Raw genomic sequence first — 12658 nt, forward strand, 5'->3', positions numbered from 1 at the left:
AGGAAGGAGGCTGAAAGTAAAGTGCACGATATTGATTATATGAAGTTGGCAATAAGCTTAGCATCTGCTACTAAAGGGCAAACAAGCCCGAATCCCCAAGTAGGAGCTGTGGTGGTTAAAAATGGTGAAATTTTAGGGATGGGCGCTCATTTGAAAGCAGGTACCCCCCACGCCGAAGTTCATGCCATTGCGGCAGCTGGTGAAAAGGCCAGAGGAGCTGATATATATGTTACGCTTGAGCCGTGCAGCCATTTTGGAAGGACGCCGCCATGTGCAGATTTAATTATTAACTCAGGCATAAAAAGGGCAGTTATTGCTTCGGTAGATCCGAATCCGCTTGTGGCGGGCAAAGGGATCGCCAGGATGCAAGAGTCCGGTATAGAAGTTGTAACCGGGCTATTAAAAGAAGAAGCAGACGCTCTTAATGAACCATTTTTTCATTTTATTAAAACAAAGACACCTTACGTAACGATTAAAGCAGCCTCGTCATTTGATGGAAAAACGGCTGCAAAAACCGGTGACAGCAAGTGGATTACCTCTCCAGAATCCAGGCAGGATGTCCATCGGCTACGGCATGAACATGACGCAATATTGACAGGTGTAAATACCATCATTCATGATAATCCCCTTTTAACCGCCAGGCTGCCCCGAGGCGGAAAAAATCCCATTCGAATTATATTAGATACAAATTTAAGAATACCGGCTGATGCCAATGTCATCACAGACCAGACTGTTAAAACGATCATTTATACAGGCTCGGAAATAGATGAATCAAAAGCAGAAGCTATCAACAAGTTTGGTGTGGAAATTTTCTCGTTTCCTTCCAAAAATGTTCCTATTAAAGATGTGTTAAAAGATTTGGGTGAAAGGAACATAATGACACTTTTTGTTGAGGGTGGATCAGAAGTTCACTATTCGTTTATAAAGAGCAATTTCTTTCAGCAAATTATTCTTTATATGGCTCCCAAAATAATTGGTGGAAAGGAAGCAATCCCTTTTGTCGGGGGTAGCGGTGCAGACTTTGTAAAGGACGCACCTGTCCTTGAATTTGCAAAAGTTGAAAGGCTAGGCGGTGATCTTAAAATTACGGCGAAACCTCTAAAGGAGGCGAATGATTAATGTTTACAGGAATTATCGAAGAGCTTGGCACAGTTAAAAAAGTAGTTCAACAGGGAAAAGCAATGAAACTCACCATTCAGGCCTCCAAAATTTTATCCGATCTTCACCTTGGGGACAGTATATCGGTTAATGGCGTGTGCCTTACAGTAACTGAATATACAAATGAAGGATTTTCAGCTGATGTAATGCCCGAAACATTCAAAAGCACTTCCCTATCAGCCATAAAAGAACGCACAAAAGTTAATTTGGAGCGGGCGATGTCAGCCAATGGCAGATTTGGTGGTCATTTTGTGACAGGCCATGTAGATGGCACTGGAAAGATACTAAAAAAATCAGCGAATGAAAATGCTATCTATATACAGATTTCTGTACCTTCTGCATTAAGCCATTTGCTTATCATGAAGGGGTCTATTGCAGTGGATGGCATTTCCCTGACTGTCTTTGGCAACGAGGAGAATACAGTTACTGTATCAATCATCCCGCATACGGCCAGTGAGACAGTTCTAGGCTTCAAAAGCGTGGGAGATGTGGTCAATCTGGAGTTTGATATGCTTGCCAAATACCTGTATTCCTTTATGAATAAACAGCAGGAACAAGCAACGCCTAAACAAGGAATATCAGAGCAATTTTTGCAGGAAAATGGCTTCTTATAAAATATTGCAGCAGAAGGAGGGGGCAGTGATATGTTCAGTGAAATTAAAGATGCTATAGAAGATTTAAAGGCAGGAAAAGTCATTATTGTCTGTGACGATGAAGATAGGGAAAATGAAGGTGACTTTCTGGCTATTGCCGAATATGCGAAGCCTGATACCATCAATTTCATGGCCAAAGAAGGAAGAGGTTTAATTTGCGCTCCCATAACCGAGGAGCTGGCTGAAAAGCTGGAATTGAACCCTATGGTGGAAGTGAATACAGACAGCCATGGAACGGCTTTTACTGTTAGCATTGACCATGTTAAAACCACCACAGGAATCAGTGCGTTTGAGCGGGCTTTTACAATAAAAGAAATGCTTGAAGAAGATGCAGCTCCCTCTGACTTTTCCCGCCCGGGACATATCTTTCCATTAGTGGCGAAAAAAGGCGGAGTATTAAGGCGAGCCGGCCATACAGAGGCTGCGGTCGACCTGGCCCGTCTTGCTGGTGCTAAGCCAGCCGGGATTATCTGTGAAATCATGAAAGATGACGGAACGATGGCGAGAGTCGATGACCTAGAAAAGGTGGCAGAAAAGTTCGAGTTGAAAATGATTACCATTCAGCAATTGATAGAATATCGATTGAAGCATGATTCGATTGTGAAAAGAGAAGTGGAAATCCAGCTGCCGACAGAGTTTGGAGATTTTAGAGCTGTAGGCTATACAAACACTGTTGATGGAAAAGACCATGTTGCTTTGGTTAAGGGAGATATCAATGAGCATGAACCGGTTTTGCTTAGGGTTCATTCGGAATGCCTAACTGGTGATGTGTTCGGTTCTAACCGCTGTGACTGCGGACCTCAACTTGAAGCGGCCTTAAAACAGATTGAAGAAGAAGGGACAGGGATTCTCCTTTATATGAGGCAGGAAGGCCGGGGCATCGGCCTGATTAATAAAATGAAGGCATATAAGCTTCAAGAAGAAGGCTATGATACTGTCGAAGCCAATCATAAGCTGGGCTTCAAGGATGACCTCCGTGATTATGGAGTCGGAGCTCAAATCCTTAGAGATTTAGGTGTAAAGAAAATGCGGCTTTTAACTAATAATCCGCGGAAAATAGCAGGTTTGGGAGGCTATGGACTAGAGGTAGTTGAACGTGTACCGCTGCAGATGCCTTCCAAAACAGAAAATGAAATTTACTTAAAAACGAAAAAGTCTAAGCTGGGACATTTATTACAATTTTAAGGGAGCGATAAAGAGATGAAAAAAGTAATTGAAGGACATTTAGTAGGAACAGGATTAAAAATGGCGATCGTGGTTTCCCGTTTTAATGAATTTATTACAGGCAAGCTTTTAAGCGGAGCAGAAGATGCGCTTAAGCGCCATGGTGTAAATGAAGAAGATGTTACAGTTGTCTGGGTTCCGGGAGCATTTGAAATTCCGCTTGCAGCCAAGAAGCTATCAGAATCAGGTAAATATGATGCCGTTATTACACTTGGAACAGTTATCCGCGGAGCAACTCCTCACTTTGATTATGTCAGCGGTGAAGTGGCAAAAGGGGTAGCATCAACTGCAATGCAAAGCGGCGTACCTGTAATATTCGGTGTCCTAACAACCGACACAATTGAACAGGCTATTGAGCGTGCAGGCACAAAAGCTGGAAATAAAGGATATGAAGCAGCTGTCGGCGCTATTGAAATGGGCAACTTGTACAAACAGCTCGCAGATTAATGGGCAGTAATCCCTTGCTTCAAAGGCTTATTTAGGGGAAAGCTGTCGCGTTTCACTTTGCGATGAAGCGCTGCCGCAGCTTTCCCTGTGCGATGTCTGAGTGCCCGTTTTCTACTAGCTTCAGCTAGCCATCATTGGGAAAAAGGCTCATACTGATGAAAGTGCACTTTATCTGAATAGACGTCTGACCTTTCTATTGGCAAGCTTCATATTTTTTGTTAAAATATAGTCTTGTGGCTCACCTGATTTTAAGGCTCCTCTTCGCATGAAGAGGCCAGCTTATCGGGGAGAGCGGGTAGGGAGAGGGCTAATTGAATAGATAGGTAGTATATATGAATAAGTGGCTTAACCAGCTTTTTCAGCTAAATTCAAACGGAACAAATGTAAAAAGGGAAGTTATGGCTGGAGCAATAGGCTTTTTTACAATTGTCTATATTATTGCTGTTAACTCCCTAATTCTCTCAGAAGCAGGAATACCATTGGAAGCTGCTATTCTGGCAACCATTTTAACATCAGTTGTCGGCTGTCTGATAATGGGCTTCTGGGCCAACGTTCCGATCCTTCTTGTACCTGGTATGGGGATAAATGCATTATTTTCCTATACAATGGTCCAATCCATGGGTCTTTCCTGGGAGGAAGCATTGGCTGTTGTTTTTATTTCGGGTCTTATCTTTGTTTTCGTAGCGTTCTCACGTTTTGCAAAGACATTAAGCGAATCCATTCCACAATCACTTAAAGAAGCGATCACAGTTGGATTGGGTCTTTTCTTAATGCTGATCGGACTTGAAAAAGGCGGTATAGTTGAAAAAGGTACAAACTCCATTATTGCTCTTGGCGAACTTGGAGATCCGCAGGTGCTCGCAACCATATTAACCTTCTTGCTTGCAATCATATTATTTATGCGCAATGTACCTGGCAACTTTTTGATTACGGTTGTTGCAGGCACTTTTATTGCATGGGTTTTTGGCCTTATAAATGTGCAAAGCACAGAAGAAAAATCGTTCTCGGTTTCTGATTATATGGAAGTCTTTGGAGCGATGTCATTTGATAATATTCTTTCCATTACTTTTTGGATTGCTGTCTTTTCTTTGACAATGGTTCTTGTATTTGAAAATATCGGATTGGTTCATGGGCATGTAGGCTTCATCAAGAGACCCGAACAGTTTTCCCGCGCGTTTCAGGCAAACTCGGTTTCAGCTTTGCTATCCGGTATCTTCGGAACAAGCCCGACTGTTTCGACTGTTGAAAGTGCAGCCAGCATGGCAGCAGGGGGTCGGACTGGGCTGACTACTGTAACAACAGGTTTGTTGTTTCTGTTATCGGCATTCTTTATCCCGATCATAAAGTTAATTCCAAATAGTGCCATTGCGCCAATTTTAATTATTATTGGCGGATTAATGCTCCAAAACATCCGTAACCTTGATTTAAAGGATATGAGTGAAAGTTTCCCGGCTATCTTTATCATCGCTATGATCCCTTTCACATACAGTATCGCAGATGGAATCGCTATTGGCTTTATTCTTTATCCGATACTAAAGATTTCAATTGGAAGAGCAAAGGAAGTCTCCGTTGCGTTATATGTAATTGCTGCGCTGTTCTTGTTTAACTTTGTTTTTCATGTCATAAGTTAATATAGTAAAAGGATGCCCGGAAAAGGGCATCTTTTTTCATATAGGCTATTGGCAATTCTCCTTTCCTTTCATCCCCTTGTTCAATGCAATAATTCACTAAATGACATGATGTACGCATTTTACAGTGAAAAAAGAATAAATTTTTGGAAAACTTAAAAATTTTTGTTGTTTCAACAAGTTTCGACAGACTTATAAAAGTTGTTTGTATAGAATGAGAACACAAAATACGGCAGTAGTTTAGTTCCCGGAGGTATAAGGATGGAAGTATTTGTTGCGAGGCAGCCTATATTTAATGTAAAAGAAGAGGTTTTTGGCTATGAACTTCTTTACAGAAACAATCAGGATAATGCTTTTCCTAACATAAATGGAGATCAGGCAACAGCGGAGGTCATTATTAATAGTTTTTTAAACATTGGGATTGACCAGCTTTCAGACGGCAAGCCATGCTTTATAAATTTTACCGAAAAATTGCTTAAATACAGGCTGCCTACCTATTTCAGGCCACGGGAGATCGTCGTTGAAATACTGGAAACAGTTGAACCCAGCGAGGAGCTGGTCGGCATATGCAAAGACATTAAAGGGCTTGGCTATCAGATCGCTCTTGATGATTTCGTTTTTAATGAAGGCAATCCTTTTGCAAGCGAGCTTTTAAAATATGCGGACATTATCAAGGTGGATTTCCTGCATACTCCTAGGGAGATACGGGAAAAAATTGAACTGCTCGTTAAAAAGCTGGATATTAAAATGGTAGCCGAAAAGGTAGAAACTAGAGAAGAATATGAAGAAGCGAGAAGAAAGGGCTACGATTATTTTCAAGGTTATTTCTTTTCCAAGCCTGTTATCATGTCTACACATGATGTACCTGCATATTTTCACTCTTATTATGAAATGATACAAAGCCTTTCCAGCGCAGATCCAAGCCTTGACCGTATTACAGAGCTAATTGAAAGAGATATTTCTCTTTCATATAAACTGCTAAAATTAATAAACTCACCGGCATACAGGCCAAAGCAAAAAATTAATTCAATTCGTCAGGCAATTGTTCTTCTTGGACTTATTGAACTAGAAAAATGGATCTATGTATTGGCTGTGAGGGAATCGACCAGCCAAAAGTCTGAAATGGCAGAAGAAGCAATAAGATTGTCAATGACACGAGCGAAAATGTGCGAGGAGATTGAAAGGTTAAGGTCCGGCAAAAACCCTTCATCCAGCTATTTCATGACAGGGATGTTTTCATTAATGGATTCACTGCTTAGCATTCCGATGAATCAATTTTTAGCAGATCTTCCTCTGCAGGATGATATTTGCGAAGCTTTGAACGGAAAGAACAATATGCTGAAAGAGGTCCTTGACCTTGCGATTGCATTGGAAAAAGCTAAATGGGGCACAATCAGCGAAAAATGCAAGAAAATGAACATTGATGAAAAAGACCTTTTTAAAATTTATGCTGAATCATTGAATTGGTCCAATAAATTACTTAACCCTGAAAAAATTTTTCAATAATAGAACGCCTGCAGGGGACTTTCTGCAGGCTTCTTTCATAAGGCTGTAGTAAAGCTCATTGCTGGTTTCAAAAGCCTGTTGATTGGAGCAGAATTAAACAGGAAAATTTAACAGGGCGTTTTATAAAAACGGTTTTTGCGGCCGGATATATCTTTTTATTTCAGTTGCCATCTTTCTTTTAACAGAAGAGGGAAGTTCAGCAGCAGTAAGATCTTGGGGAAAAGGAAAAACTCCATAGTCATTGAATTGTACCCGGATCACTCCCTCAAATACAGGAGCTTTATTAAAGACTGCTGTTGCTTCAATGAAGGCCGTCTTCTCATTATTGTGGCTGTCCCAGTCTTCAGTTCGCTGGATAAAAAATTTAAATTTATAAAGCTCAGTGTTTATGGCAGTCAGCTCCCTGGGATGCAACATAAGAATCATATTCTCCAAATAGTATATTATTAATATAATATAGAAAACTATTATTGAATAATAAACGGTTTTATGGCACTCTTACTATAAGTTATTCAGAATTGGTTTGGAGGTTTTATTTTGAAGATCGACCTTATTAAATGCCACGGTTCAGGAAATGATTTCTTTATTATAGATGAAATTTCTAACACATATGACTTTTCAGAAGGGCAGCGGGCCGAGCTGGCAAAGGCGTTGTGTGATCGCAGTACTGACCTTGGTGCTGATGGTATTCTTTTTGTATTGAAAAGTGAAAAGGCAGACGCACGGATGAGAGTGTTCAATCCGGACGGTTCTGAAGCTTCAATGTGCGGAAATGGGCTGCGCTGTGTGGCCCGATATGTATGTGAGCTTCTTGGTTTGAAAGAAGCGATCATTGAGACGATGAAAGCGAATCTGCAGGTGAAAAAGCAGGAAGATATTTTTGAAGATATTCCGACCTACCTGGTAGAGATTTCGCCGGTGTCTTTTAACTTGGGTGATCTGCCGCTTAATCTTGAAAAAGAAACACTAATCAATGAAAAAATCAGCAAAATTTCTGAGGAATTAACTTTTACAGCTTTAGCAGTCCCGAATCCTCATTTTGTTTCAATTGTTGATAGGGAGCATCTTTCTTCCGATTTGCAAAAAAAGATTAGCGAATACTTGAATGGACCGAATGAATTTTTCCCTGACGGGGTAAATGTCAGTTTTGTTAAACCATTGAAAAAAGGCCATATCTATGTCCGTACCTTTGAGCGAGGTGTTGGCTTTACTAATGCTTGCGGAACGGCAATGTCTGCTTCAACTCTTGTTACGTGCATGAATGGCCTTAATGAAATAGAGGAACCCGTTGAAGTTTACAATAACGGAGGGAAAGTACGCTGTGTCGTTCATGAGAAAAACGGCAGGCAGCATATCGACTTAATCGGGAATGCCAGCTACGTATATCGCGCTGAAGCGGATGTGAATATGGAAAATCCGGCTGAGTTTACTCTTTCGCCAAAAGTGGAATTCGCTGAAGAAATAAAACAGTATGCAAAGCTACAGGAATTTGCGCAGCAATTTTTAAAGGAATGGATGTAGGATAAGGCATAGGCCTTATCCTTTTCTTTTCTGTTGCTTTAAAAAGTCGAGCACCGGAAAGAAGTTCTGAATATTTTTTGTCTGAAAATAGGATTGGAAGGGGTCCCCGCCACTGTTAATCCGTATCATTAAATTGGGTATTTGAAATTGTTCCATCGTTAAACGCTCATTCACCTCTTCCCAAAATAAAGGGGTGGCGACGGTTGCTGCTTTGTGTCCTCTTGCTGAATAAGGGGCGATAATCGTCTTCCCTTCCGCATGCTGGATATAATCCACATAAAGGCGGCCGCCCCGGTTTTTTTTCATTCGTTCAGTTGTGAAGGAATCCGGATCTTTGGAGACAAGATATTCGGCTATAAATTCAGTAAACAGGCGCGTTTCATCAAAGGAATACGTATTTTCAGGCAATGGGATATATATTTGCAGGCCTTTATTGCCTGATGTTTTGATAAAACTAATCAGCTCCAAGTGATCCAGCACCTCTTTAATATATAAAGCCGCTTTGATCGCAAGAGAAAAGGCATCCCTTGAAGGTGGATCCAAATCAAATACAATCTCGCTTGGACCCTTGCTTTGAATCGTTTTAAACGGAATATGGTATTCAAATGCCAGCTGGTTTCCGAGCCAAAGAAGCGTCTTTAAATTATTGCAAACGATATAGTTAATGCCTTCAGCCATTTGTGTTTCTACAAAATCTGGTGCGTAATCCGGGCAATTTTTCTGATAAAATGGTTCTCCGAAAATGCCATGCGGGTAACGGATTACGGTAAGCAGCCGGTTTTTCAAAAATGGCAGCATATAGGGAGCGATCTCCCGCAAAAAATGTATATAATCGATTTTTTGTACAGAAGGCGTTTCCCATAAAGGCTTATCGGGATGTGTAATTTCTATTTCTTGCGGCAGGTTCTTTTGATGCTGTATAAATTTATCATATGTGCAATCATCAGGCTTAAGATCAAAACGGAATTTATGGAAGTGGGGTTCGCGCATTTGCTCTTCATAGATCTCCAGATATTTAACTTCCACGCAGATCGCCGGTTCCACATAAATAAATCGGCTGTCTTCATCTGTTTTATTATCTTTGATTATTTGGAATAAAGCTTGTTTTTCATCAGGTTTTAAGCCAAAGATAAACTGTCCGATCGGATAGATTTTTTCATCTTGTAATACGCCTGCATAAAAGTAGCCATTCGACTTTTCGTAGGCGGTAATGATGCACGAGACATACTTCCAATTTTTAAATTTTAACCATAAAGAAGATCTTTTGCCTTCCTCCCAATGATTTTTTGTTTGTTTTGCCACTATGCCTTCACCGTCATGAAGAACAACTTTTTCCCATAGTTCATTAAAGCTCTGATAATTAGGTATTAATTGAATAAGCTTCGGATTAGTCTCATCAGGTTTCAAAGGAAGATCACACTCTTTAAAAAGTGACTCGAGTTCCCCTTTTCTGAAAAGATACTCCTGATTGCTTATTTTTTTTCCTTTTAGCATCAGGACATCAAAAATAAGCAGGCGGCAGGGGGCAGATTTTGCTTTTTCAGCAATCTTCTTTTCTGATCTCATTCTCCCTCGTACCTGAATGGAACCAAAATGAGCTTTAAAGGCGTTTTCTAAATAAACCAATTCACCATCTAATGTGAGCGGAAGAAAGGGCTCAAACTTAACTTTGTTTTGTTCTAAAAATGCTTTTATTTCAGGGAATAAGTCTAATAATGGTTTATCATTTCTGCTTGTCAGGGTGATTTCCTTATCCCAGTCCAGAATCGCCCTGAATCCGTCATACTTCGCTTCAAACAGCCACTCCTCGCCTTGGGGTACATCAAAAGTTAATGTAGGAAGCATTGGTTTCATTAAAATTGGCCTCCTTGCGGATAGTCCAAGTTAGTTTTACCTTTTCCGCAAAAACTACTCTGTTTCCAATTCTTTTAGGGTATGTGCTAAATTGTTAAAACACAAATTAAGAGTACATAAAACATAATGAGAATGGAGTTTTACTATGCATACAATGTGGAAAGGAAGCATCAGCTTTGGGCTTGTTAACATACCGATTAAGCTTCATGCCGCTACAGAGGATAAAGATATAAAGCTGAGAAATCTTCATAAAGAGTGCCACTCGCCAATTAAGTACGAAAAGACGTGTCCTGTTTGCGAAGTGGAAATCAAAAATGAGGATATTGTGAAAGCCTACGAATACACCAAAGGAAAATTTGTGGTATTAGAGGACGAGGATCTCGAAAAGCTAAAACAGGAAAATGAAGATAAAGCTGTAGAGATTATGGACTTTGTTAAAATCCAGGAAATTGATCCTATTTATTTTAACCGTACGTATTTTATGTCCCCAGGAGATGGAGGGGGAAAGGCTTATTCATTATTAAGAAAAGCGCTTGAGGATTCCGAAAAAGTAGGTTTGGCAAAAATTATCATTCGATCAAAGGAACAGCTGGCAGTTGTCCGTGTATATGAAAATACACTGGTTATGGAAACAATTCATTATCCGGACGAAGTGCGTAAAGCGGCAGATGTTCCAAATGTACCAGCAGAAGATAAAGTAACTGATAAAGAAATCGATACTGCGATCATGCTGATTGACCAGTTAACTTCCGAATTCCAGCCTGAAAAATATAATGATGATTACCGGACTGCGCTTCTCGAACTCATTGAAGCCAAACGAACTGGAAAAGAAATTGTTACACCAGTTGAAAAAGAACCAGCCACCAATGTTACCGATCTTATGGCTGCCCTGCAGGCATCCATTGATAAAACAAAGCCTGCCGAAAAGGAAACAGCGAAAAAACCGGCAGCTAAAAAGAAACGAGCAACAGCAAAGGCAAAAGTGAAAAAACAAGCTTAATTCACTAGAATACCCGCATGCGATAAATATTTAACCGGTTTTACTTTAAGTAAAATCGGTTTTTTATAGTAAATGTACTATATTTTTTGAATACCAAAACGGAAGCACCATTTTTCACCGAAGAACGGAAATAGAAACCTGAAGGGAACTGAAGGCCGCGAATAGTGCCCATGGAGTCGAAAAAGAGAAAGGGAGAGTTATTCATCGTTAATAAATTGCATGAAAAGATAGTGAACGTCAAATGGAGTGAATCCACAAATTCTTTTTCTTCTTATAAAAATCCAAAATCACGTTCACTTCCCCCGACTTTGTGGTAATCCTATAACTAAAAAGGATTTGTGCGTATGAGTTGGAAGACGTTAACTTTAAAAAATATTATTTATATTGCATCGGCAGCAGCTATTCTTGGCGTGTTTTTGTTTCTGTTTATTGAGATTGTTGATGAATTGCGAGAGAAAGAGCTCGTCCGTTTTGATGAGCGGGTGATTGACTATGTTCAAGCTTTTATATCTCCGCGACTTACGGAGCTCATGCAAGTGATTACTTTTCTCGGCTCTGTAAAGTGGCTGGCATTTGCTGTCATAATAGCGGCAGTCCTGCTGTTTATTTTTAAAAAGCGCTCTTTAGCACTTTTTATGGTTATTTCATCGGGAGTTGGCGCGCTTTTCAATATATTATTAAAGTGGATTTTTAAAAGGGAGCGCCCCGATATCAAGCCTCTGATTGAGGAACAGGGGTTCAGTTTTCCGAGTGGGCACTCGATGGGTTCATTTATTTTTTATGGTTCTCTTGCTTATATGATTGTCCATCTGGCAAAGAGAAGAAGATGGAAGGCTGCGTGGGTTCTGCTGCTGAGCTTTTTTATAATCGCAATCGGACTAAGCCGTATTTATTTGGGAGTGCATTTTCCGAGTGATGTAATTGCAGGTTTTGCTGCAGGCGGTGTATGGCTGACAATCATGATAATAGGATTCCGATATTATGAATTCCGCAAAAATTTGTAATAAGTATTGAGAATTGCTCACTTTCCTTATAACATTGGGAGAATAACGGAAACGGGAGTGGAAAAAATGAATCAAAAGATTTTGCCTGCTTCTTCAAACATGAAAGAGTTTGAAAAGTTCCTGAAATGCCCATATGAAATAGGGGTTTTTCTCGACATTCATATCTCTCAGCTAAAGCATGTTTCACAGATGGCAAAAGAACATCAAAAAAAAATGATCTATCATGTAGATCTGATCCATGGAATTAAGAGTGATGATTATGCAACTGAATACATATGCCAGGAATTTAAGCCATACGGGTTGATCTCCACGAAGTCCAGTGTCATTCTAAAGGCGAAGCAAAAAGGGGTTGTCGCGGTCCAGAGAATTTTCCTTATTGATTCACACGCTCTTGAGAAAAGCTATAAGCTGTTAGAAAAAACAAAACCTGATTATATAGAGGTTTTGCCGGGGGCAATGCCTTGGATGATAAAAGAAGTGAATGAACGCTTGAATACGCCAATTTTTGCAGGCGGTCTAATCCGTTCAAAAGAAGAAGTATTAAATGCTCTTGATGCGGGAGCTGCAGCGATTACTACCTCCAAGGTGGAACTATGGGAAATTTTCTCATAAAATAATTTTAAAAATAATTGATGTGCAATTGACAACGTTTTCATAGGCTTG

Annotated in this window: 12 protein-coding genes; 10 read left to right on the forward strand and 2 right to left on the reverse strand. The window is 40.1% G+C overall.

The features are described 5' to 3' along the window. Nucleotides 1-21 precede the first annotated feature (21 nt). The 6 genes from ribD (at nt 22) to AC3ZVC_RS13165 (ending at nt 6616) form a co-directional block, all read left to right on the forward strand. Nucleotides 22-1119: a bifunctional diaminohydroxyphosphoribosylaminopyrimidine deaminase/5-amino-6-(5-phosphoribosylamino)uracil reductase RibD gene (gene ribD / locus AC3ZVC_RS13140; RefSeq protein ID WP_490063699.1), complete on the forward strand. Its 1098-nt coding sequence runs from the start codon at nt 22-24 to the stop codon at nt 1117-1119. After that, nucleotides 1119-1772, forward strand: coding sequence for a riboflavin synthase (ribE, locus tag AC3ZVC_RS13145; RefSeq protein WP_490063700.1), 654 nt, complete (start codon nt 1119-1121; stop codon nt 1770-1772). The genes ribD and ribE overlap by 1 nt, the downstream gene beginning before the upstream one ends. A 30-nt stretch (nt 1773-1802) precedes the next feature. Beyond that, complete coding sequence (locus tag AC3ZVC_RS13150) at nt 1803-2996, forward strand: bifunctional 3,4-dihydroxy-2-butanone-4-phosphate synthase/GTP cyclohydrolase II (RefSeq protein ID WP_490063701.1); 1194 nt, start codon at nt 1803-1805, stop codon at nt 2994-2996. 15 nt (nt 2997-3011) lie between these two features. Then, complete coding sequence (gene ribH, locus AC3ZVC_RS13155; protein ID WP_214728955.1) at nt 3012-3482, forward strand: 6,7-dimethyl-8-ribityllumazine synthase; 471 nt, start codon at nt 3012-3014, stop codon at nt 3480-3482. A 332-nt stretch (nt 3483-3814) separates the two neighbouring features. Next, nucleotides 3815-5113 (forward strand): NCS2 family permease, encoded by a 1299-nt coding sequence (locus AC3ZVC_RS13160; RefSeq protein ID WP_490063702.1) that lies wholly within the window; start codon nt 3815-3817, stop codon nt 5111-5113. Nucleotides 5114-5371: 258 nt separating this feature from the next. Next, the gene (locus tag AC3ZVC_RS13165; protein WP_490063703.1) at nt 5372-6616 is read left to right on the forward strand and encodes an EAL and HDOD domain-containing protein; all 1245 of its coding nucleotides are present in this window, start codon (nt 5372-5374) and stop codon (nt 6614-6616) included. 120 nt (nt 6617-6736) lie between these two features. Here the strand turns inward: AC3ZVC_RS13165 and AC3ZVC_RS13170 are convergent, their stop codons facing one another. After that, complete coding sequence (locus AC3ZVC_RS13170; RefSeq protein WP_490063704.1) at nt 6737-7042, reverse strand: hypothetical protein; 306 nt, start codon at nt 7040-7042, stop codon at nt 6737-6739. A 111-nt stretch (nt 7043-7153) separates the two neighbouring features. On the opposite strand from AC3ZVC_RS13170, the gene dapF reads away from it, so the two are divergent. Beyond that, nucleotides 7154-8137 carry a diaminopimelate epimerase gene (gene dapF, locus AC3ZVC_RS13175; RefSeq protein WP_490063705.1) on the forward strand — a complete coding sequence of 328 codons (984 nt, stop codon included), beginning with the start codon at nt 7154-7156 and terminating at the stop codon, nt 8135-8137. Between the two features lie 15 nt (nt 8138-8152). Here the strand turns inward: dapF and AC3ZVC_RS13180 are convergent, their stop codons facing one another. Then, entirely contained in the window at nt 8153-9991 is a 1839-nt protein-coding gene (locus AC3ZVC_RS13180) for a DNA ligase D (protein ID WP_490063706.1), read from the reverse strand. Nucleotides 9992-10136: 145 nt separating this feature from the next. On the opposite strand from AC3ZVC_RS13180, the gene ku reads away from it, so the two are divergent. The 3 genes from ku to AC3ZVC_RS13195 all read left to right on the forward strand — a co-directional run bounded on the left by ku (nt 10137) and on the right by AC3ZVC_RS13195 (nt 12607). Continuing rightward, on the forward strand, nt 10137-10991 hold the full coding sequence (gene ku, locus AC3ZVC_RS13185) for a non-homologous end joining protein Ku (RefSeq protein WP_490063707.1): 855 nt from the start codon (nt 10137-10139) through the stop codon (nt 10989-10991). A 344-nt stretch (nt 10992-11335) separates the two neighbouring features. Continuing rightward, nucleotides 11336-11995: a phosphatase PAP2 family protein gene (locus tag AC3ZVC_RS13190; protein ID WP_490063708.1), complete on the forward strand. Its 660-nt coding sequence runs from the start codon at nt 11336-11338 to the stop codon at nt 11993-11995. Nucleotides 11996-12061: 66 nt separating this feature from the next. Continuing rightward, nucleotides 12062-12607 (forward strand): glycerol-3-phosphate responsive antiterminator, encoded by a 546-nt coding sequence (locus AC3ZVC_RS13195; RefSeq protein WP_490063709.1) that lies wholly within the window; start codon nt 12062-12064, stop codon nt 12605-12607. The last annotated feature ends 51 nt before the right edge of the window (nt 12608-12658 follow it).

The organism is Cytobacillus sp. C11.1 (genome assembly GCF_058145115.1).

Excerpts from the sequence above, each read along its gene's own strand:
- AC3ZVC_RS13190 (WP_490063708.1), top strand. The coding sequence starts at position 11,336 with ATGAGTTGGAAGACGTTAACTTTAAAAAATATTATTTATATTGCATCG.
- ku (WP_490063707.1), top strand. The coding sequence starts at position 10,137 with ATGCATACAATGTGGAAAGGAAGCATCAGCTTTGGGCTTGTTAACATA.
- AC3ZVC_RS13150 (WP_490063701.1), top strand. The coding sequence starts at position 1,803 with ATGTTCAGTGAAATTAAAGATGCTATAGAAGATTTAAAGGCAGGAAAA.
- AC3ZVC_RS13195 (WP_490063709.1), top strand. The coding sequence starts at position 12,062 with ATGAATCAAAAGATTTTGCCTGCTTCTTCAAACATGAAAGAGTTTGAA.
- AC3ZVC_RS13160 (WP_490063702.1), top strand. The coding sequence starts at position 3,815 with ATGAATAAGTGGCTTAACCAGCTTTTTCAGCTAAATTCAAACGGAACA.
- ribH (WP_214728955.1), top strand. The coding sequence starts at position 3,012 with ATGAAAAAAGTAATTGAAGGACATTTAGTAGGAACAGGATTAAAAATG.
- AC3ZVC_RS13180 (WP_490063706.1), bottom strand. The coding sequence starts at position 9,991 with ATGAAACCAATGCTTCCTACATTAACTTTTGATGTACCCCAAGGCGAG.
- AC3ZVC_RS13170 (WP_490063704.1), bottom strand. The coding sequence starts at position 7,042 with ATGATTCTTATGTTGCATCCCAGGGAGCTGACTGCCATAAACACTGAG.
- AC3ZVC_RS13165 (WP_490063703.1), top strand. The coding sequence starts at position 5,372 with ATGGAAGTATTTGTTGCGAGGCAGCCTATATTTAATGTAAAAGAAGAG.
- ribE (WP_490063700.1), top strand. The coding sequence starts at position 1,119 with ATGTTTACAGGAATTATCGAAGAGCTTGGCACAGTTAAAAAAGTAGTT.